General features: G+C 69.1%; 19 protein-coding genes. 13 read left to right on the top strand and 6 right to left on the bottom strand.

Features of this window, described 5'->3' with window-relative positions; genetic code table 11:
* The first annotated feature begins 165 nt into the window (after positions 1–165).
* Genes AMYAL_RS0142700 through AMYAL_RS0142690 form a run of 3 tightly spaced genes read left to right on the top strand, consistent with a single transcriptional unit; the run spans position 166 to position 3,285 of the window.
* Positions 166–1,392: a cytochrome P450 gene (locus AMYAL_RS0142700; RefSeq protein ID WP_020637445.1), complete on the top strand. Its 1,227-nt coding sequence runs from the start codon at positions 166–168 to the stop codon at positions 1,390–1,392.
* Positions 1,393–1,425: 33 nt separating this feature from the next.
* Positions 1,426–2,214: a transglutaminase-like domain-containing protein gene (locus AMYAL_RS0142695; RefSeq protein WP_020637444.1), complete on the top strand. Its 789-nt coding sequence runs from the start codon at positions 1,426–1,428 to the stop codon at positions 2,212–2,214.
* Between the two features lie 48 nt (positions 2,215–2,262).
* The gene (locus AMYAL_RS0142690; protein WP_020637443.1) at positions 2,263–3,285 is read left to right on the top strand and encodes a YhjD/YihY/BrkB family envelope integrity protein; all 1,023 of its coding nucleotides are present in this window, start codon (positions 2,263–2,265) and stop codon (positions 3,283–3,285) included.
* On the opposite strand, the gene AMYAL_RS0142685 is transcribed toward AMYAL_RS0142690, so the two are convergent.
* From AMYAL_RS0142685 to AMYAL_RS0142675, 3 genes are read right to left on the bottom strand one after another with little or no spacing between them, the layout of a single operon-like run.
* Positions 3,282–4,442 (bottom strand): thiolase domain-containing protein, encoded by a 1,161-nt coding sequence (locus tag AMYAL_RS0142685; protein WP_020637442.1) that lies wholly within the window; start codon positions 4,440–4,442, stop codon positions 3,282–3,284. The genes AMYAL_RS0142690 and AMYAL_RS0142685 overlap by 4 nt on opposite strands.
* Positions 4,439–5,494, bottom strand: a complete 1,056-nt coding sequence (locus tag AMYAL_RS0142680) for a thiolase domain-containing protein (protein ID WP_026467917.1) — start codon at positions 5,492–5,494, stop codon at positions 4,439–4,441. The genes AMYAL_RS0142685 and AMYAL_RS0142680 overlap by 4 nt, the downstream gene beginning before the upstream one ends.
* A gap of 7 nt (positions 5,495–5,501) precedes the next feature.
* Entirely contained in the window at positions 5,502–6,530 is a 1,029-nt protein-coding gene (locus AMYAL_RS0142675) for a Zn-ribbon domain-containing OB-fold protein (protein WP_051137614.1), read from the bottom strand.
* A 53-nt stretch (positions 6,531–6,583) separates the two neighbouring features.
* Here AMYAL_RS0142675 and AMYAL_RS0142670 point away from each other — a divergent pair, with 53 nt between their 5' ends.
* On the top strand, positions 6,584–8,143 hold the full coding sequence (locus AMYAL_RS0142670) for an acyl-CoA synthetase (RefSeq protein ID WP_020637439.1): 1,560 nt from the start codon (positions 6,584–6,586) through the stop codon (positions 8,141–8,143).
* Positions 8,144–8,249: 106 nt separating this feature from the next.
* Here the strand turns inward: AMYAL_RS0142670 and AMYAL_RS0142665 are convergent, their stop codons facing one another.
* The gene (locus tag AMYAL_RS0142665) at positions 8,250–9,038 is read right to left on the bottom strand and encodes a crotonase/enoyl-CoA hydratase family protein (RefSeq protein WP_020637438.1); all 789 of its coding nucleotides are present in this window, start codon (positions 9,036–9,038) and stop codon (positions 8,250–8,252) included.
* A gap of 61 nt (positions 9,039–9,099) precedes the next feature.
* Here AMYAL_RS0142665 and AMYAL_RS0142660 point away from each other — a divergent pair, with 61 nt between their 5' ends.
* Entirely contained in the window at positions 9,100–10,716 is a 1,617-nt protein-coding gene (locus tag AMYAL_RS0142660) for an acyl-CoA synthetase (RefSeq protein WP_020637437.1), read from the top strand.
* Positions 10,717–10,726: 10 nt separating this feature from the next.
* Positions 10,727–11,833 (top strand): NAD(P)H-dependent flavin oxidoreductase, encoded by a 1,107-nt coding sequence (locus tag AMYAL_RS0142655; protein ID WP_020637436.1) that lies wholly within the window; start codon positions 10,727–10,729, stop codon positions 11,831–11,833.
* Positions 11,834–12,075: 242 nt separating this feature from the next.
* Here AMYAL_RS0142655 and AMYAL_RS0142650 read toward each other — a convergent pair whose 3' ends face one another.
* Complete coding sequence (locus tag AMYAL_RS0142650) at positions 12,076–12,882, bottom strand: S1 family peptidase (protein ID WP_020637435.1); 807 nt, start codon at positions 12,880–12,882, stop codon at positions 12,076–12,078.
* Between the two features lie 124 nt (positions 12,883–13,006).
* Complete coding sequence (locus AMYAL_RS0142645; protein ID WP_020637434.1) at positions 13,007–14,254, bottom strand: APC family permease; 1,248 nt, start codon at positions 14,252–14,254, stop codon at positions 13,007–13,009.
* A 73-nt stretch (positions 14,255–14,327) separates the two neighbouring features.
* Here AMYAL_RS0142645 and AMYAL_RS0142640 point away from each other — a divergent pair, with 73 nt between their 5' ends.
* The 7 genes from AMYAL_RS0142640 (at position 14,328) to AMYAL_RS0142610 (ending at position 20,789) form a co-directional block, all read left to right on the top strand.
* On the top strand, positions 14,328–15,104 hold the full coding sequence (locus AMYAL_RS0142640) for a GntR family transcriptional regulator (protein WP_020637433.1): 777 nt from the start codon (positions 14,328–14,330) through the stop codon (positions 15,102–15,104).
* Positions 15,105–15,288: 184 nt separating this feature from the next.
* On the top strand, positions 15,289–16,401 hold the full coding sequence (locus AMYAL_RS0142635) for a TIGR03364 family FAD-dependent oxidoreductase (protein WP_020637432.1): 1,113 nt from the start codon (positions 15,289–15,291) through the stop codon (positions 16,399–16,401).
* Positions 16,395–17,069, top strand: coding sequence for a phosphonatase-like hydrolase (locus AMYAL_RS0142630; protein ID WP_020637431.1), 675 nt, complete (start codon positions 16,395–16,397; stop codon positions 17,067–17,069). Before AMYAL_RS0142635 ends, AMYAL_RS0142630 begins: the two co-directional genes overlap by 7 nt.
* A gap of 16 nt (positions 17,070–17,085) precedes the next feature.
* Positions 17,086–18,105, top strand: a complete 1,020-nt coding sequence (locus tag AMYAL_RS0142625; RefSeq protein ID WP_020637430.1) for a 2-aminoethylphosphonate ABC transporter substrate-binding protein — start codon at positions 17,086–17,088, stop codon at positions 18,103–18,105.
* Complete coding sequence (locus tag AMYAL_RS0142620; protein ID WP_020637429.1) at positions 18,102–19,163, top strand: ABC transporter ATP-binding protein; 1,062 nt, start codon at positions 18,102–18,104, stop codon at positions 19,161–19,163. Before AMYAL_RS0142625 ends, AMYAL_RS0142620 begins: the two co-directional genes overlap by 4 nt.
* A complete protein-coding gene (locus tag AMYAL_RS0142615) occupies positions 19,160–20,014 on the top strand; it encodes a 2-aminoethylphosphonate ABC transporter permease subunit (RefSeq protein ID WP_020637428.1) in 855 nt (284 codons plus the stop codon). The genes AMYAL_RS0142620 and AMYAL_RS0142615 overlap by 4 nt, the downstream gene beginning before the upstream one ends.
* Positions 19,992–20,789, top strand: a complete 798-nt coding sequence (locus AMYAL_RS0142610) for an ABC transporter permease (RefSeq protein ID WP_020637427.1) — start codon at positions 19,992–19,994, stop codon at positions 20,787–20,789. The genes AMYAL_RS0142615 and AMYAL_RS0142610 overlap by 23 nt, the downstream gene beginning before the upstream one ends.
* Positions 20,790–20,824: the final 35 nt, after the last annotated feature.

Below are 20,824 nucleotides of genomic sequence, written 5' to 3'. Positions count from 1 at the left end.
GACCTCATTTTGATCACTGGTCGCGGTTGCCGCTTCTTGCTGGGATTCCCTGATCCGACTCGGTTCAGTTAACAGGTTTCACTAAAACTCTTCACGTGACGGACGCCATATGCTTCAATCTGGCCTAGAACGTGTTTCATTGGCGAACCGCGTAGGAGGTAGCCCGTGGCCGCTCCCCTGATCCCCGCCGGTTTCGATTTCACCGATCCGGATCTTTACGCCACCAGACTGCCTCTGGCGGAGTTCGCGGAACTCCGCCGTACGGCACCGGTCTGGTGGAACCCGCAGCCGCACAACACCGCGGGCTTCCGCGATGACGGTTACTGGGTGGTCAGCCGGCTCGAGGATGTCAAGGCGGTGTCGAGGGACAGCGAGCTGTTCTCCTCGCGGGAGAAGACCGCGATCATCCGGTTCGACGAGCACATGACCGACGACAGCCTCGAAGCCAACCGGCTGGTCCTGCTCAACATGGACGCCCCGCAGCACACGAAGCTGCGGCGGATCGTTTCGAAGGGCTTCACGCCGAGGTCGATCGCGAAGCTCGAAGACACCCTGCGCGACCGCGCGGAGCGGATCGTCAGCGAGGCCAAGAAAAAGGGCTCCGGCGACTTCGTTGTCGACGTCGCGTGCGAACTTCCCTTGCAGGCCATCGCCGAACTGCTCGGCATCCCGCAGGAAGACCGGCTGAAGATCTTCGACTGGTCCAACCAGATGGTCTCCTACGACGACCCCGAGTACGAGGTCGAGCCGCTCGCCGCGTCCGCGGAGATCGTCGGCTACGCCTGGAACATGGCCGAAGAACGGCGCAAGTGCCCGATGGACGACATCGTCACGAAGCTGGTGCAGGCCGACGTCGACGGCGAATCGCTGGCGTCCGACGAGTTCGGGTTCTTCGTCATCCTGCTCGCCGTCGCGGGCAACGAGACGACGCGCAACGCGATCACCCACGGCATGAAGGCCTTCCTGGACCACCCCGACCAGTGGGAGCTGTACAAGAAGGAGCGGCCGAAGACCGCGCCGGACGAGATCGTCCGCTGGGCCACCCCGGTGGTCGCCTTCCAGCGCACCGCGACCAGGGACACCGAACTCGGCGGGCAGCAGATCCGCAAGGGCGACCGGGTCGGGATGTTCTACAGCTCCGCGAACTTCGACCCGGATCACTTCGACCAGCCGGAGAAGTTCGACATCCTCCGCGAGGACAACCCGCACGTCGGCTTCGGCGGCACGGGCTCGCACTACTGCATCGGCGCCAACCTCGCGCGGCTGGAGATCGACCTGATCTTCAACGCCATCGCCGACGTCATGCCGAACATCAGCGAGGTCTCCGCGCCGGACCGGCTCCGGTCGAGCTGGCTCAACGGGATCAAGCACTACCAGGTCAACTACGGCTGATTGATCACGAACAGCGTGGGGCACCATGGGGCCATGGGTCCCCACGTGCAGGTCGACGTCGAAATGTCCTTCCGGGTCACGAAACCCGGCCCCGCCGCGTTCGTGGTCGCGTTCGCAGGCGGGGCCGGCCAGGAGGAGTTCGCCTATCCCGCGCCGCCGCGCCAGGTGGCGTTCGAACACCGGACCCGCGCCCAGGTCCTCGACCTTCCGGAAGGCGAGCACGTCGTGCGGTACCGGGCCGAGCGCGCGCTCGGGCCCGTCGAAGGCGAGCCGGTCACCCTCGACGATCTGATCCGCTACACCCGGCCCAGCCGGTACTGCCCCTCGGACCGGATGGGCGGGCTCGCGCTGTCGCGATTCGGTCACCTGCCCGGTGCGCGCAGCCAGGTCGAGGCGATCGTCCGGCATGTGCGCGAGCACCTGTCCTATGTGGTCGGTGCCGGTTCCCCGGCCGACGACGCCGTGGACACCTACCTCGCCGGGGAAGGGGTTTGCCGCGATTACGCGCACGTCTGCATCGCGCTGTGCCGGGTGATCGACATCCCCGCCCGGTTCGCCGCGGTCTACGCGCCCGGACTGTCCCCAATGGACTTCCACGCCGTGTTCGAGGCCGCGATCGACGGCCGCTGGTACGTGTTCGACGCGACTGGTCTCGCGCCGAGGCAGAGCCTGTGCCGGATCGCGACCGGGCGGGACGCCGCCGACACCGCGTTCCTCTCCACCCTCGGCTGTGAACTGGACTTTCTCGGCAACACCGTGCTGGCGACGGCGGGCCCGTCGCTGCCGGAGGACGACGGATCGGAGCTGATCGCGCTCGCGTGATCGCGTGTTGCCCCCGAGCCGTGACCTGCCTGAGGTAGACATTGGCGTGTGAGGGAGAAGGAAGCACCGACGAAATGGAAGCGGCTGCGCGCCCGCTACCGCTGGCTGGACCACGTGGCGCGGGCGGTGAACCGCTATATCGAGTACGGCGGGTACCACTACGTCGCGTCGATCACCTACTTCAGCCTGTTCTCCTTGGTGCCCATTCTCATGGTCGCGGTGTCGGTGGCGGGCTTCGTGCTGGCGAGCCAGCCGCAGCTGATCGAATCGATGCTGAACGCGATCACCGGCACGCTGCCCGGCGGCCTTGGCGACAAAGCGGGTGACCTGCTCACCGGATTCGTCGAGCAGCGCACCAGCGTCGGGCTCATCGGTCTGATCATCGGGTTGTATTCCGGCTGGAACTGGATGAACGCGTTGCGGGACGCGCTCACCGCGCTGTGGGGCCAGAACCGGTCGGATCTCCCGTTGCTGCGCACGATCGCCGCGGACCTGCTCGCGCTGCTCGGCCTCGCGAGCGCGCTGCTGGTCTCCTTCGCGATCACCATCTCCGGGTCCGCGCTCGGCCGCTATCTGCTGGGCCTGGCGGGGGTGGACGACACCGCCTGGGGGCACAACGTGCTGTCGGCGATCTCGATCCCGCTGGCCCTGCTGGCGAACTGGCTCGTGTTCCTCTGGGTGCTCACCCGGCTGCCGCGGAAACCGGTCGGGGTCCGCAGCGCGATGCGCGGCGCGGTCGCGCTCGCCGTGGGTTTCGAACTGCTGAAGCAGGCCGGTGGGATCTACCTGCGGTTGATCGGGAACTCGCCGACCGGGGTCGCGTTCGGTTCCATCATCGGCCTGATCTTCTTCATCTCACTGGTGGCGCGGATGCTGGTGTTCGTCACGGCATGGACGGCGACGGCGCGCGACGCCCCGCCGGATCCGGTCAAGCCGCCGCCTCCCGTGGTGGTCCGGCCGGTCGTGGAGCAGCCCGACCGGCACGGTCTCAAGCCGGTGCTGGTCGGCGCGGTGACCGGAGTGGTCGCGACGCTGGCCGCGCAACGCCTCCGGCCCCGCCGCCGTCCCTAGCTCGGCTTGGCCGAACCCACCACCCACATCGAGAAGAACTGCGAACCGCCGCCGTAGGCGTGCCCGAGCGCGATCCGCGCGCCGTCGACCTGGTAGTCCCCGGCCCGGCCCATCACCTGCTTGGCCGCTTCGGAGAACCGGAGCATCCCGGACGCGCCGATCGGGTTCGACGACAGCACGCCGCCCGACGGGTTGACCGGAAGCCGTCCGCCGAGCGCGGTCTCACCCGCCTCGGTGAGTTTCCAGCCCTGGCCCTCGTCGGTGAAGCCCAGGTTCTCCAGCCACATCGGCTCGAACCACGAGAACGGCACGTAGATCTCGGCTGCGTCCACTTCGGACAGTGGGTCGGTGATGCCCGCGTCGCGCCACAACGCGGCGGCCGCGTCGCGTCCCGCCTGCGGGTTGACCTGGTCGCGGCCGGCGAACGTGGTCGGCTCGGTGCGCATCGCGGTCGCGTGGATCCACGCCGCGCCACCGTCGACGGCGTCGCCCGCCGCCTCGTCGCCGATCACCATCGCGCACGCGCCGTCCGAGGAAGGGCACGTTTCGTCGTAGCGGATCGGGTCCCACAGCATCTGCGACGCCTGCACCGACTCCACCGTGATGTCGGACTGCCGCAGATGCGCGTACGGGTTGAGGGCGCCGTTGCGCCGGTCCTTGGCCGCGACGATCGCGCCGATGTGATCGGGCGCGCCGGACCGCCGGATGTAGGAGCGCACGTGCGGCGCGAAATAGCCACCCGCGCCCGCGCCCACCGGCATCTGGAACGGCGGCAGGATCGACAGGCCCCACATCGCGTTCGACTCGGACTGCTTCTCGAAGGCCACCGTGAGGACGCGTTTGTGCACCCCGGACTGGACCAGCGAAGCCGCCACGAGCGCCGTCGATCCGCCGACCGAACCCGCGGTGTGCACGCGCAGCAACGGTTTCCCGTTCGCGCCGAGCGAGTCGGCGAGGAACAGTTCGGGCATCATCACGCCCTCGAACAGGTCCGGCGCCTTGCCGAGGACGACGGCGTCGATGTCGTCCCAGCCGGTCTGCGCGTCGAGCATCGCCCGGTCGATGGCCTCCCGGAGCAGGCCCGGCATGGACACGTCGGTGCGTTTGGCCTTGTGGTGGGTCTGGCCGGTTCCCAGTACGGCCGCGAGGTGCTTCACGAGAGGACCTCCAAGGTCGCGACCAGGTTCTGCTGGAGGACGGGGCCGCTGGTCGCGTGGGCGAGGGTCTTGCGCGCGCTGCCGTCGAGGATGCGGTTCGCCGCCTCGCCGATCCGCGCCAGCCCCGCCGAGAACATCGGATTGCCGGTCAGGACCCCGCCGGAGGGGTTGATCCGCACCTGGTCGCCGAGGCCCAGCGCGTCGCGCAGGATCAGTTCCTGATGTGTGAACGGGGCGTGCAGTTCGGCGACCTCGACGCCGTCGAGGTCCAGTGCGCGGCCGGCGGCCACCGTGGACGGTGACCGGGTGAGATCCCGCACGCCGAGCGCGGGGGAGTCGACCCGGTGCTCGATCCCGGTGATCACGGCGGGACTGTCGACGAGGTCCGCCGCCCGCTCGGCCGAGGCGAGCACGAGGACGGCGGCGCCGTCGGTGACGGGCGCGATGTCGTGGGCCCGCAAGGGATCCGCGAAGTACGGCGCGTCGAGGAGCTCGGCGACCTCGACCGTTCCGGAGAACTGGGCGGCGGGATTCCCGGCGGCGTCGGCACGGCTGCGCGCGGCGACCTCGGCGAGGTCCTTTTCCGACCACAGCCCCGCTTCGAGCCCCAGCCTCGCCTGGATCCCGGCGACGCTCACCGAATCCGGCCACAGCGGCGCGACGACGTACGGGTCCATCTGCAGGGCCAGCACGCGCCGCAGCTGCCCGGCGGAGGACTTGCCGAAGCCGTAGACGAGCGCGGTCTCGACCTCGCCCATCCGTATCTTGAGCCAGGCCTCGTAGAGCGCCCAGGCGGCGTCCATCTCGACGTGCGACTCGTGGATCGGCGGGAAGGCGCCGATGGCGTCGACCGCGGCGATGAACGAGAACGCGCGGCCGGCGAGGTAGTCCGAGGAACCCGAGCACCAGAACCCGATGTCCTCTTTGGACAGACCGGTTCGCTCGAAGACCTCGGCGAAGATCGGCACCAGCATTTCCACGCCGTTGGTGGTGCCCGGAGTACTGCGGACGTTGGGGGCCTGCGCGAAGCCCACGACTGCTACATCTGGCACGGTGTCCTCACAGATGGTGGGCGAAGGATTCGTACGGCGCGTCGGGCTCGCCGGTCGGTTCGAAATGGCCGATGTTCTCCAGCGACGTCCACCATTCGTCCCGCGGCCTCCAGGCGGCGCGCACGCGCATGCCCATCCGGACGTCGGCGGCGTCGCAGCCGAGGACGAGGTGCAGGAACGCGATGTCCGCGCCGTCGAGCAGGATGTACGCGGCCACGTACGGCGGTTTGATCTTCTGGCCGAGGAACGGCACGTTCACGATGCAGAACGTGGTGACGATGCCGGTGTCGGGCAGCTCGACCTCGTCGGTGGTCGGCACGCCGTCGGTCGGGCAGGCGCCGCGCGGCGGGATGTAGACCTTCTCGCACGACGGGCAGCGCTGGCCGATCAGCTTCCCCTCGGCGAGCCCGCGCAGGTACCGGCTTTCCTCCGGTGACGCGGAATGCTCGTAGCGCAGGTGGATCGGCGTGATCACCACGCTGACGGGCGCGTCCTCCTCGCGTTTCGCGATCGGGGGAGGCGCCTCGGTGGGTTCGGTGTCGGGGCCGTCGGCGGGGACGAAGTAGGCGATGTCCCGGATGTGACCGACGGTCTCCTCCGCCCACCGGATGCGCACGCGCTGTCCGGTGTGGACCTTCGAAGGGTCGCCGGCGTCGACGGCGTGCAGGATCGAGGTGTCGGCGCCGTCGAGTTTGACCAGCGCCCACGTGAACGGCCGCGACAACGGCTGGCCGTCGACCGGTTCGGCGATCCAGGACCAGGAGACGATCTCGCCCTCGGAGGCCACCGGGACGAATTCCGACAGCGCCTCGGCGGTCACGGGATCGTATTCCAGCGGTGGCACGTGGACGCGGCCGTCGCTGCCCCGGACGCCTTCGACACGGCGCTCGCGCAGGGCGTTGACGAACCGGCCGAGTACCGGGCCGACCGAACGCGTGTAGTCGAAGCCCACGTTGAGCGGGGCCGACAGCGGGAGTTCAGGTGCGCTCACCGCTTGAGTGAAACACGTTCTCGATTTGACGGCAAGATCGGTCATCTGGGCCCGCCTGGTGGTTGCCCTTGAGTGGAACGCGTTCTAGATTCGCGGGTATGTCGACTGCCACCGGGACCCTTGGGGTCTGGAACATCGCCGCGCAGGAACCGGAGCGGGTCGCGCTCGTCGATCCGGACGGCCGCTCGATCGGCTACGGGGACCTCGCCGCGAAAGCGAACGCGTACGCCCGAGGACTGCGGGCCCTCGGGCTGGAGGCCGGGGACGTGGTCGTCGTCCTGCAGCCCAACGGCGACGAACTCGTGGCGGCCTACTTCGCCGCCATCCAGACCGGTCTGTACATCGTCGTCGTCAACTGGCACCTGGTCGGACCGGAGGTCGCCTACATCCTGTCCGACAGCGGCGCCAAGGCGTTCCTCGCGCACGAACGGTTCGCCGACGTCGCGATCGCCGCCGCCGACGAGGCCGGGATCCCCGAACGCGGGCGGTTCGCCGTCGGTGACGTCGAGGGGTTCCGCCGGATCGAGGAACTCGGTTCCGGTGAGGGCGACGGCCGTCCGGAGGGGCGCACGGCGGGCTCGCCGATGCTCTACACCTCGGGGACCACGGGGCGGCCCAAGGGCGTCCGCCGTCCGCTGACCGGCGCCGACCCCGACGCGGTTCCGGCCGCGTCCACGTGGTTCTTCGGCGTCTTCGGGCTGGCGCCGCACGACGATCACGTGCACCTGTGCGGGTCGCCGCTCTATCACACGGCCGTGCTCAACTTCGTCGCGATTTCCCTGCAACTGGGGCATACGGCGGTGCTGATGGACCGCTGGGACGCCGAGGACATGCTGAGGCTGATCGACCGGCACCGCGTCACGCACAGCCACATGGTCCCGACGCAGTTCCGGCGGCTGCTCGGGCTGCCGGACGACGTCCGCGCGGCCTACGACATGAGCTCCCTGCGCGTGATGATCCACGGCGCCGCGCCGTGCCCGCTGGAGGTCAAACGCCGGATGCTGGACTGGTGGGGCCCGGTCGTCACCGAGTACTACGCGGCCACCGAAGGCGGCGGCACGGCGATCTCGGGGGAGGACTGGCTGAAGAAACCGGGTTCGGTGGGGCTGCCGTGGCCGGGTTCGACGATCAAGATCCTCGACGACGAGGGCGCGGAACTGCCCGCAGGCGAGACCGGCACGGTGTACATGAAGATGGGCGACTCGAAGTTCGAGTACCACAAGGACCGGGTCAAGACGGACAAAGCGCGGGTCGGGGACCTGTTCACCCTCGGCGACGTCGGGCATCTCGACGAGGACGGCTACCTCTTCCTGCACGACCGCAAGGCGGATCTGATCATCTCGGGCGGGGTCAACGTCTACCCGGCGGAGATCGAGGGTGAGCTGGTGATGCACCCGAAGATCGCCGACATCGCGGTGTTCGGCGTCCCCCACGAGGACTGGGGCGAGGCGATCAAGGCCGTGGTCCAGCCCGCGGACGGGGTCGAGCCCTCCGACGAGCTGACCGCGGAGATCCTCGAGTACGCGGCGTCCAGGCTGGCGAAGTTCAAGCTCCCGCGTTCCGTCGACTACTTGCCCGAACTCCCGCGCGACCCGAACGGGAAGCTCTACAAGCGCAAGCTCCGCGACCCCTACTGGGAGGGCCACCGCGTCCCGTAACCCGGAATTCGCGTGATCAGACCCGTGACTCGCGTGCTTGAACCCGGAACACGTGAGTTCCGGGTTCAAGCACGCGAGTCACGGCCTCAAGCACGCGAGTTCGGGGTCAGTGGCCCCGGAAGACGGGCTTGCGCTTCTCGGCGAAGGCGCGAGGGCCCTCCTTCGCGTCTTCGCTCGCGAAGACCTCGATGCCGTACTGGGCATCGAGCTTGAAGGCTTCTTCCTCGTGCATGCTTTCGGTGTCGCGCATCGTCTTGAGGATCGCGCGGACGGCGAGGGGCCCGTTCGCGGCGATCAGGCCTGCCAGTTCCAGCGCCTTGTCCAGCGCCGTCCCGTCCGGGACGACGTGCCCGATCAGGCCGATCTCCAGCGCCTCGGCCGCCTTGATGTGCCGTCCGGTCAGCAGCAGGTCGGCGGCGACGGTGTACGGGATCTGGCGGGGGAGCCGCACGGCCGAACCGCCCATCGGGAAGAGGCTCCACCGGGCCTCGGACACCCCGAACTTCGCGCTCTCGCCCGCGACGCGGATGTCCGTGCCTTGCAGGATCTCCGTCCCGCCCGCGATCGCCGGGCCTTCGACGGCCGCGATCAACGGCTTCGTCAGCCGCCGCCCCTTCAGCAGGCCCTCGATCTTGCTCGGATCGAACGTGCCCTTCTCGAACGAGTCGGACGGTGAGTTCTTCGACATCGACTTCAGGTCCGCGCCCGCGCAGAACGCGCCGCCCGCGCCGGTGAGCACGCAGCACCGGATGTCGTCGTCCTCGTCGACCCGGTTCCACGCCTCGACCATGATCCCGAGCATCTCGCCGCTGAGCGCGTTGCGGGCCTCGGGCCGGTTCATCGTGACCACGAGGGTGTGTTCGATCTTTTCCACCAGCGCGTGCGGTTCGCCCACCAGAGCCTCCGTCGAAAGAGCGGCCATTGCCCGGAACGATAACATGTTCTAATTTGGGGGCGTGGCACTCAACATCGCGGATCTACTCGAGCACGCCGTCGACGCCGTGCCGGAGCGCATCGCGGTCGTCTGCGGCGATCGGCGGGTCACCTTCGCCGAACTGGAAGAGCGCGCCAACCGGCTGGCGCACCACCTCTCCGCACACGGCGTGGGACCTGGCTCCCACATCGGTGTCTATTCCCGGAACTCGATCGAGGCCCTGGAATCGATGATCGCCGCGTACAAGCTGCGCGCGATCGCGGTCAACGTCAACTACCGGTACGTCCACGGCGAACTGCGGTACCTGTTCGACAACGCCGACCTCGTGGCGCTGGTCCACGAACGCGCGTATGCGGACAAGGTGGCCGCCGTCCTCCCGGAGGCGCCGAAACTGAAACACGTTGTCGTTGTCGAAGACGGAAGCGACGGCGACTACTCGTCTTATGGCGGCGTGGACTACGAAGCCGCGCTCGCCGAAGGCTCGCCCGAGCGTGACTTCGCCGAGCGCAGCGCCGACGATCTCTACATCCTCTACACCGGCGGGACCACCGGGTACCCCAAGGGCGTCCTGTGGCGCCACGAGGACATCTGGCGCGCGCTCGGCGGCGGCATCAACTTCGTCACCGGCGAGTACGTCCCGGACGAATGGGCGCTCGCCGAACAGGGCAAGTCCGGCAGCCTGGTCCGGCTCCCCGCCGCGCCGCTGATCCACGGCGCCGCGCAGTGGGCCGCGTTCGGCGCGCTGTTCACCGGCAGCCCGGTGGTGTTCGTGCCGCGGTTCGACGCGCACGAGGTCTGGAAAGCCGTACAGGACAACAAGGTCCAGGTGCTCACCATCGTCGGCGACGCGATGGCGCGGCCGCTGATCGACGCCTACCGCGAGGGCGACTACGACGCGTCGTCGATCGTCGCGGTGTCGAGTCACGCCGCCCTGTTCTCCCAGTCGGTGAAGCAGGAATTCCTGGCGCTGCTCCCGCACGTGGTGATCACCGACGCGATCGGATCGTCCGAAAGCGGGTTCACCGGCATCGGCATGGTCAGCAAGGACAGCGATCATTCGGCCGGGCCGCGGGTCAACTTCGGCAAGGACGCGATCCTGGTGGACGACGACGGCGCGCTCGTCGAGCCGAAACCGGGCGCGATCGGGCTGATCGCGCGACGCGGGCACGTCCCGCTCGGGTACTACAAGGATCCCGCGAAGACCGAGAAGATCTTCGTCGAGATCGACGGCAAGCGGTACGTCGTCCCCGGCGACTACGCGCGCTACGAAGAAGACCTCACGGTGACGCTGCTCGGCCGGGGATCGCAGTGTGTGAACACCGGCGGCGAAAAGGTGTACCCGGAAGAAGTCGAGGGCGCGCTGAAATCGCATCCGGACGTCTTCGACGCGCTCGTCATCGGCATCCCCGACGACCGGCTCGGCCAGCGCGTGGCCGCGGTGATCCAGCCGAGGGCAGGCAAGGAACTGGACTTCACCGCGCTCGAAGCGCATGTGCGGACCGAGATCGCCGGGTACAAGGTGCCGCGCAGCCTCTGGCTCGCCGAGGAGATCGGCCGGTCGCCCAGCGGGAAACCGGACTATCCCTGGGCACAGCGCTACGCCGCCGAGCACGAGCCCGTCACCATCCAACCGGCGTAAAAGGAGTTTCATGCGGACGTCTCTGTGTGACCGGCTCGGGATCGACCTGCCGATCGTCGGGTTCACCCCGTCCGAACACGTCGCCGCGGCGATCAGCCGGGCGGGCGGAATGGGCGTGCTCGGTTGCGTGCGGTTCAACGACGCCGCCGAACTCGACTCCGTCCTGTCCTGGATGGACGAGAACACCGACGGCAAACCGTACGGCGTCGACATCGTGATGCCCGCGAAGATCCCGGCCGAAGGGACGTCGATCGATCTCGCGAAGTACATCCCGCAGGGGCATCGCGACTTCGTGGAGCGGACGCTGCGCGATCTCGCGGTGCCGCCGCTGCCGGATGACACCGACGAGCGCGCGGGCGTGCTGGGCTGGCTGCATTCGGTGGCCCGGTCGCATGTCGAGGTCGCGCTGAAGCACCCCATCCGGTTGATCGCCAACGCCCTGGGGTCACCGCCGGTGGACGTCATCGAACAGTGTCACGCGAAAGGCGTGCCGGTCGCGGCACTGGCAGGCAAGGCCGAGCACGCCGTCCGGCATGTCGACAACGGCGTCGACATCGTTGTGGCGCAAGGGTATGAGGCGGGCGGGCACACCGGCGAGATCGCGTCGATGGTCCTGCTGCCCGAGGTGGCCGACGCCGTCGGCGACCGTGTTCCGGTGCTCGCCGCCGGCGGGATCGGCTCGGGAAGGCAGGTCGCGGCGGCGCTCGCGCTGGGCGCGTCCGGGGTGTGGATGGGCTCTTTCTGGCTCGCCACCGAGGAATACCTCCAGACCATGGGGGAATCCGAGGCGATGCAACGCGCGCTGGTCGCGGCGGGCTCGTCCGACACCGTCCGTACCCGGATCTACACCGGCAAACCGGCGCGGCTGCTCAAAACGCGGTGGACCGAGGCGTGGGCCGCGCCCGACGCGCCCGAACCGCTGCCGATGCCGCTGCAGAACCTGCTGGTTTCCCACGCGCACAACCGGATCCACCACGCGGCGGACCCGAGTGTCGTCTCGATGCCGGTGGGGCAGATCGTCGGGCGGATGGACCGGGTGCGTCCGGTCGCCGACGTGATCGCGGAACTCGTCTCGGGATACGAAGAGGCACTGTCGCGTTTGGACAAGACCCGCTGACGCGGGCCGGGCGGGTGAAAGTCCCTTTCACCTCTGCTCTGCCGGGTCGTGTCGCCTGAGAGGTGATGTGAAAGCCACTTTCGCAACCTTGAACGTTGCTAAAGTGGCTTTCGCGACACCTTCCAGCACGCTCGCAGGTGAGCCGAAGGGGACTTTCCCAGCGTGCGATGCGAAAGAAGAAGGTCCCCTTCACCACGTCGTTGTGGTGAAGGGGACCTTCAGCGCATGCCGTGCGACGAAAACTACAACCCGGCGGCCGCGTTCTTGATCGCGGTCGCGAAGGTGCTCACCTCGGCGTAGACGCCGGGAGCGTGCGCCCGCGCGCAGCCTTCGCCCCAGCTGACGATGCCGACCTGGATCCAGGCGTTGGCGCTGTCGCGACGGAACATCGGGCCGCCCGAGTCACCCTGGCAGGTGTCGACACCGCCGGAGTTGACGTTGCCCGCGCAGATCTCGGCGTTGTCGATCAGGTCGGCGTAGCTGCCGCCCTGCGCCTTGCAGGTCGCGTCGGAGACGAACGGGACGCTGGCCTTGAGCAGGTAGCGCTGCTGCGCCCCGCCTTCGGACGCGGCGCCCCAGCCCGCGACGGTGAACGTGCCGCTGTTGTAGGCCGCCGTGGTGGCGATCGGCAGCGTCGCGATCCCGGTGACCGGGCTCGCGAGCTTGATCAGGGCCCAGTCACCGCCGGTGGCGGTGGGGTAGGTCGGCGACCGGTGCACGTAGGTCGACTTGACCTTCTTGGCCGAGCCGCTCTGCAGGTCCACCACGCCGAGGGTGGCGGTGATGCTCGTGTTGGCCCCGGTGCGCGACACACAGTGCGCGGCCGTCAGCACGATCTGCGAGGTGTAGAGCGCACCACCGCAGCCCATGGAAAGCCTGACCATCCAAGGGAATTCGCCCTGAGCGGCGCGAGTTCCACCGACCACGTCGGTGGACGGCGGCTGCGCGGCGGCGGCGGGCGGGGCCGTGGCGAGGGCCGCCAGGGTTCCGGCCGCCGCGACGGCGATCAGGGTCTTTTTGAGCAGGCTGAACCGACGCTTGATGTCCAAGGGTTCATTCCTTCCGGCTGTCCACAGTGGAGGCAGGGAGACTGACTGCGGCTATCTGACTACAGCAGGTGCGCATACGCCCGGACAACCGACTTTCTTCGGATCTTTCGGTCGATGGTGGTGATTAACGGACGTTCGCGGTGAATTGCCGACGAATGGCGTAGCCCAGAGCGCCTAGCGCCAATACTCCGCAACCGGTGAGCACCGAAACCGCCGGAAGGCTGAATGCGAGCACGCCGCACCCGAGCAGGCCGAGAGCAGGGATCACCCGACCTTTGGGGAGGGTGAGCGCGCTGGCGTTCGCCACGGCGTAATAGGCGAGCACAGCGAAGGACGAGAAGCCGATCGCGCCGCGGAGATCGAGAGTGCTCGCGAGCAGGGCGACGACGACGCCGACGGCCACCTCTGCCCGGTGCGGCACGCCGAAGCGAGGATGCACCGCGCTCAGGGCGCGGGGAAGGTGCCCGTCGCGCGCCATGGCCAGCGTGGTCCGTGAGACACCCAGCACGAGCGCGAGCAGTGAGCCCAGCGCGGCGAGCACGGCGCCCGCCCGCACCGCGGGAGTGAGCCACGACCAGGACGACCGCTCGACCCCCTCCGCGATCGGGTCCGGGCTGCGGCCCAGCAGCTCCGGCCCGAGCTGGTACAGCAGGACGAAGGCGAGCACGGCGTAGACGACCAGCGCCAGCCCGAGCGCGATCGGCACCGCGCGGGGGATGGTGCGCGCCGGATCGCGGACCTCCTCGCCCAGCGTCGCGATCCGCGCGTAGCCCGCGAACGCGAAGAACAGCAGACCGGCTGCCTCGAGCACCCCGCCGACACCGGGGGTGATCACCGTGCCCGCGGTCGGCCGCGAGGTGCCGCCGAGGAGCATCGCGGCCACCGCGAGCGCCAGGATCGTCAGCGTGACGGACACGATCACCCTGGTCGCGAACGCCGAGCGCTGGACACCGCGATAGGTCAGCCCGGTCAGCGCCGCCACGACGGCCACCGCGAACACGCTCCGCCACGGCTGCCCGAGACCGGGAGCGGCGTAGGTGACGACGGTCAGGGTCATCGCCGCGCAGCTGGCCGTCTTCCCGACCACGAACCCCCAGCCCGCCAGGTGACCCCAGAACTCGCCGAGCCGTTCGCGGCCGTAGACGTAGGTCCCGCCGGAAGCGGGGTACAGCGCGGCCAGCCGGGCCGAGGACGTCGCGTTGCAGTAGGCGATCACGGCCGCGACGGCGAGCCCGGCCGGGAGCCACGCCCCCGCGGCGCGGGCGGCCGGGGCGAACGCGACGAAGACGCCCGCCCCGATCATCGAGCCGAGTCCGATGAAGACCGCGTCGCGGGTGCCGATCCGCCGAATGAGGGTGCCCTTTTCGTCCACGAGTGTGAGCGTGGCATGAACACTTCGTTCGGGTCAGTACAGGCGCGGTGGAATCGGCCTAGGATCTCGGATTGTGAAAGCGCGTTCGCCCAGAGTTCATCCGCCCGCCGAAGGCCCGGTCCGGGACGGAATTCCCGAGCACGGCCGTATTCCACGCTATTACGCGGTCAAAGTCGATCTGCTCGACGTGATCTCCGAATTAGGGCAGGGAGCGGTACTTCCCACCGAAAGGGAACTGTCCGAACGATTCGAGGTTTCCCGCGCGACGGTCCGCCAGGCCGTCGGCGAACTCGTGCTCGAAGGGCGGCTCAGCAGGAGGCAGGGGAGCGGCACGTACGTCGCGGGCCCCAAGCTCGTCCAGCCGCTCGCCTTGGTGAGTTACACCGAAGGACTCAGGAGGCAGGGCATTCAGCCGGGCCGGAATCTGATCTCGCTGGAACGGCGGGACGCGGGTCCGTCGCTGGCTTCGGAACTGGAAATAGATCCCGACGACGACGTCATCCACATCGAGCGGGTCCTGCTCGCCGACGACGAGCGGGTCGGGCTGGAATCGACCTATCTCACCGCCGCGCGTTTCCCGACCCTCATGGATGTGTTCGATCCCACACAGTCGCTCTACGCCTGTTTGCGGGAAAGGCTCGGCGTGGTCTTCGACGGCGCGGAGGAGCGGGTCGAGACCGTGCTCGCCACGCCGCGGGAGGCGCTGCTGATCGGCACGAACCCGGCGCTGCCGATGCTGTTGATGCACCGGACGTCCTGGGGCCCGGACGGGATTCCGTTCGAGCGCGTCCGGTCGCTGTTCCGGGGCGACAGGCTCTCCTTCGAAACCCGCCTCGGCCGGGTGGAGTGATCCCTTACCGCATTTAGTCCTCTGGATGCGGTGGTTGCAGGTTCAACGACCGCAAGCAGAGGGCGAAACGCGGGGCTTAATGTAACGCAAAGATAACAGGTCTGGTCCACATTTCGGAGGTCCTTCACCTGGGGTTAGCGCGACGGTCACGGAGCGTTGGTGCGCGCAGGCGAGCGTCTGCGGTGTGCGAATCCTCATCATCGGCGGCGGAGTGCTCGGCACTCAGCACGCCTGGCAGGCCGTCGAACGCGGCCACGACGTCGTCCAGATCGAACGCGAACCCGAGGCCCGTGGCGCGTCCGTGCGCAACTTCGGGCTGGTCTGGGTCGGTGGCCGCGCCAGTGGCCCCGAACTGGAGACGGCCGCGCGGGCACGGGTCCTGTGGGAGCGCATCGGCGAACGCGTCGAGGGGATCGGCTTCCGGCCGAACGGCTCTCTCACCGTCGTCCGCACGGAGGCCGAACTCGCCGTCGCCGAGGCCGCGGCCGCGACCACGGAGGACCGCGGCTTCAAGCTGCTCACCGCCGCCGAGACCCGTGAGCTGAACCCGGCCCTGCGCGGCGACTTCCTCGGCGCGCTCTGGTGCGATCGCGACGCCGCCGTCGAACCGCGCGTCGCCCAGCCCGCCCTGCGTGCCGAACTGGCGAAATCGGGTCGCTACACCTGGGTGCCCGGCCGCGAGATCCGCGACCTGACCGATCGCGGCGTCGTCGACGACACGGGCGAAACCCACGAAGGCGACGTCGTCGTGCTGTGCACCGGTGCCTGGACCGGCGGCCTGGTCAAGGAACTCGCCGGACCGACCCCGGTCCGCCGGGTGCGGCTGCAGATGGCCCAGACCGAGCCGCTCGGCGAAACCCTCACCACCACGGTCGCCGACGCGGACAGCTTCCGCTACTACCCGGCGTACCGCGGCGAGGCGCTCGACGGCCTCAACGCGGGCCAGCCGCAGGGCGAGATCGCCGCGGTCAACAAGATGCAGCTGCTCATGGTCCAGCGCCTCGACGGCTCGCTGACCATCGGCGACACCCACGAGTACGACGAGCCGTTCTCCTTCGACACCACCGAAGACCCGTACGACCACCTGGCCGAGGTCGCCGGGGCGCTGCTCGGACGGCCGCTCCCGCGCATCGCCCGCCGCTGGGCCGGGGTCTACGCCCAGACCACCGACACCTCCCTGATCGTCCACCGCGCCCGCGTCGCGGACAACGCCTGGCTCGTCACCGGGCCGGGCGGCCGGGGCATGACCTGTTCCCCCGCCATCGCCGAAGACACCGCCGAGGAGCTTTCATGGTGAACACCGAACTCGTCGTCCTGGACATGGCCGGCACCACCGTCGCCGACGACGGCCTGGTGATCCGCGCCTTCACCGCCGCGATCGCCGCCGTCGGAGTGTCCGAAGAGGACAACCGGTACGCCGGAATGGTCGACTACGTCGTCGAAACCATGGGCCAGTCCAAGATCGTCGTCTTCCGCGCCTTGCTCGACGGGGACGAGGAACGAGCCCAGCGCGCGAACACCGCCTTCCAGGACGCCTACGGAAAACTCGTCGCCGACGGCCACTGCGAACCGATCCCCGGTGCCGAGGAAACGATCCAGCAGCTGCGCGCCCAAGGGGTGAAGGTCGCCCTCACCACCGGTTTCGCCGCGAGCACCCAGAACGCGATCCTGGACGCGCTGGGCTGGCACGGCCTCGCCGACACCGTGCTGGCGCCGGGCGAGGGTGTCCGCGGCCGCCCGTTCCCCGACCTCGTCCTCACCGCCGCGCTGCGGCTCGAAATCACCGACGTCCGACGGATCGCCGTCGCCGGTGACACCCCTTCCGACGTCCAGACCGGGCTCTCCGCAGGGGCGTCGATCGTCGCCGGGGTGCTCACCGGATCGGCGAAGAAGCCGGAACTCGACGCCGCCGGCGCCACCCACGTCCTCGAATCCGTCCGCGACCTCCCCGCCCTGCTGTCCTAAAAGGAGCTTTGACGACATGAAGAAACTCGCGGCCGCCGCCCTCGCCGGGCTGCTCACTCTCACCCTGGCCGCCTGTGGCGGTACCGCCGGCGGCGCGTCCGGCGACCAGACCGTCACGCTGTACACAGTGGACGGTCTCGAAGACTGGTACGCCCAGCGTATCGAGGAGTTCAAGGCCAAGACCGGCATCACCGTCCAGGCCGTGACCGCGGGCTCTGGCGAGGTCGCTTCGCGGGTGGAGAAGGAGAAGGCCAACACCCAGGCCGACATCCTGGTCACCCTCCCGCCGTTCATCCAGCGGGCCGCGTCGCAGGGCCTGCTCGCCACCACGGCACCGGCCGGGATCGACCAGGTCCCCGCCGGGCAGAAGGACGGCCAGGGCCGCTACTTCGCCGTCATGAACAACTACCTCAGCTTCATCCGCAACCCGCAGGCCACGCCCAAGACCTGGGACGACCTCCTCGCCCCGGCGCTCAAGGGCAAGCTCCAGTACTCCACCCCCGGCGAGGCGGGCGACGGCACCGCGGTCCTGCTGCAGCTCCAGCACGTCCTCGGCGACCAGGGCGCGCTCGACTACCTCGCGAAGCTCGAAGCCAACAACGTCGGCCCGTCGTCCTCCACCGGCAAGCTCCAGCCGAAGGTGGCCAAAGCCGAGATCCTGGTGGCCAACGGCGACGTGCAGATGAACCTCGCCTCGATCGAGAAGAGCGGTGGCTTCGAAATCTTCTTCCCGGCCGACGCGCAGGGCAAGCGGTCCACCTTCGCCCTCCCGTACTACGCGGGTCTCGTGAACAACGCCCCGCACGCCGAGAACGCCAAGAAGTTCCTGGACTTCCTGCTCTCGCCCGAGGTGCAGGGCAAGGCCGTCGACGCCTTCGGTGCCCCGTCGCGGACCGACGTCACCCCGTCCGGCCCGCGCGCGGACAAGGTGAAGGCCGCCCTCGACGGCGTCGAGATCTGGCAGCCCGACTGGAACGCCGTCCTCGCGAAGCTCGACGCCGACCTCGTCGCGTACAAGAAGGCCGTGGGCCGATGACCCCGGCGGTCGAGTTCCGCGGGGTGTCCGTCCGCTTCGGCCGGACGACCGCCCTCTCGCCACTGGATCTCACCGTGGCGAGAGGGGAGACCCTGGCCATGCTCGGGCCGTCCGGTTCCGGCAAGTCGACGGCCCTGAAGGCGCTCGCGGGCTTCGTCGTGCCGAGCACCGGCCGGGTCTTGCTCGACGGCGAGGACGTCACCGAGTTGCCGCCGCACCGCCGCGGGCTCGGCGTGGTCGTCCAGAGCTACGCGCTGTTCCCGCACATGCGGGTCGAGGCCAACGTCGCTTTCGGCCTCAAAGCAAGGAAAACGCCGCGAGCGGAGACGGCGAGCCGGGTCACCGAAGCGCTGGAGCTGGTCGGGATGGGCAAGTACGCCCGTCGCTACCCGCGTGAACTCTCCGGTGGCCAGCAGCAGCGCGTCGCGCTCGCACGGGCACTGGCGATCCGGCCGCGCGTGCTGCTGCTGGACGAGCCACTGTCCGCTTTGGACGCCGCCCTGCGCGAGGACATGGTCGCGGAACTGCTGCGGCTGCGCGCCGAACTTCCCGACACCACACTGATCTACGTCACCCACGACCAGGGCGAGGCGCTCGCGCTGGCCGACCGGATCGCCGTCATGCGTGACTCGAAACTGGTCGAACTCGGGCCGAGCCGCGAGCTCTACCAGCGTCCCTCGACGGAGTTCACCGCGAGCTTCCTCGGCGCGTCCAACCTCATCCCGGTGGAACTGATCCAGCCCGACGGCACCAGGGTCCGGCTCGGTGACCGTGAACTGGCCGCCGACCCGTCCGGGACGTTCCGGGCGGGGCAGTCCGTGGCACTCGGTGTCCGGCCGCACCGGGTCGGGGTCACCGCGGTGGACGCCCCCGGCGCGCTGCCCGCCGTGCTGCGCGGTGTCCAGTGGCGCGGAACGGGTTTCCGGCTCGACCTGGAGCTGGCGCACGACGGCGGCGAGGTCCGCGCCGAGGTGCCGGACGTCGAAGGGCTGCCCGGCGTGGGGGAGCGGGTCGGAGTGTCCATTCCGGACGGTTGCCCGCTGGTGGGTGTCGGATGACCGGCCTCGCCTTGGCCGCGGCGACGGCACCGGCGCGGCGGCGGGAGAAACAGCCCGGCCGTGGCTGGCTCCTGCTGCCGCCGGTGCTCGTCCTGCTCGGCTTCTTCGGCTACCCGCTCGTGCTGGTCGTCCTGCAGTCCCTGGAGTCGAAGACCGGCGAATTCGGTCTTTCGGTGTGGCTGGACGTCCTGGGCTCGGCGGAATTCCGGGACGCGGCTTGGAAGACCGTCGCACTCGCGCTCGGCGCCACCGCGGGCTGCGTCGTGCTCGGGACGTTCCTCGCGCTCGTGATCGCTTTCGTGCCGTTCCCCGGCGCGCGGACGCTTTCGCGGCTGGTGGACACCGTGCTCGCGTTCCCGTCGTTCCTCATCGCGCTCGCGTTCACCTTCATCTACGGCAGCGCGGGCATCCTGGGCGCGGGCGGATTCCTGTACTCGCCGTTTGGGATCCTCCTGGCGGAGATCACCTTCTACACGCCGTTCGTGCTGCGGCCGGCGCTCGCCGCGTTCGGTCAGGTGTCGTCGGCGCAGATGGAGGTCGCGGCCAGCCTCGGCGCGAAACCCGGCCGGGTGCTGCGTCAGGTGATCCTGCCGGAGGCCTTGCCGTCGCTGGCTTCCGGTGCCTGCCTGACCATGCTGCTGGCGATGAACGAGTTCGGCATCGTGCTGTTCCTCGGTGCCAAGGACGTCACGACACTGCCGATGCTGGTCTACGGCAAGGGAATCGTCACGTTCGACTTCCCGCAGGCGTGTGTCATCGCGGTGGTCAACGTCGTGTTCTCCCTCGCCCTGTACGGAATCTACCGGCGACTGACGAACGGAGGCCGTCGTGCTGCTGTGGACGAAACGTAGCCGTTTCCTGCTGTGGGCGGTGTTCGCGGTGCTGTTCACCGCGATCGTGCTGGCGCCGCTGCTGATGATCGTGCTGGCCTCGGTCGCCGGGAACTGGACGGGGTTGCTGCCCGGCGCGCTCACCGGCTCGCATTTCGCGCAGGCGTTCTCCGGTGAGACGTTCGCGAGTCTTTCGGTGAGCATCCAGACCGGGGTCATCGCGTCGATGGTCTCGGTGCTGCTGGGAACCTGGGCCGCGCTCGCCGCGCCCGCCGCCGGGCCGCGCGTGCGGAAGGCCGTCGACACCCTGTTCCACCTGCCGATCGCGGTGCCGTCGGTGGTGCTGGGACTGGCGCTGCTGGTCGCGTTCAGCCGTCCGCCGCTGGCCTTCAACGGCACACGCTGGATCGTGCTGCTGGGACACGTGATGATCCTGCTGCCGTTCTCCTTCAGCACCGTCTCCGCCGCGATCGCGCGGATGGACCCGCTGCTGGCGCAGGCCGCGGCGAGCCTCGGCGCGGGGCCGGTCCGGGTGCTGCTGCGGGTGCGGCTGCCGGTCCTGCTGCCGTCGATCTCGGCGTCGGCGAGTCTCGCGCTGGCGATGTCGATGGGCGAACTGGGCGCGACGATGATGCTGTACCCGCCGGACTGGCGCACCCTTCCCGCGAGCATCTTCGCGCTCACGGACCGGGGTCAGGTGTTCCTGGCGTCGGCGAGCACGGTGCTGCTGCTGGCCGTCACCCTCGCCGGGGTGGTGATCCTCGGACTGGCCCGCGGGCGGGCCGCCCAGCGTTGAACGACACAGCGTTGATGCAACCGTTCACCGGGCTC

The organism is Amycolatopsis alba DSM 44262 (assembly GCF_000384215.1).
GTDB lineage: Bacteria > Actinomycetota > Actinomycetes > Mycobacteriales > Pseudonocardiaceae > Amycolatopsis > Amycolatopsis alba.
This window is presented reverse-complemented; position numbering and strand designations above follow the sequence as displayed.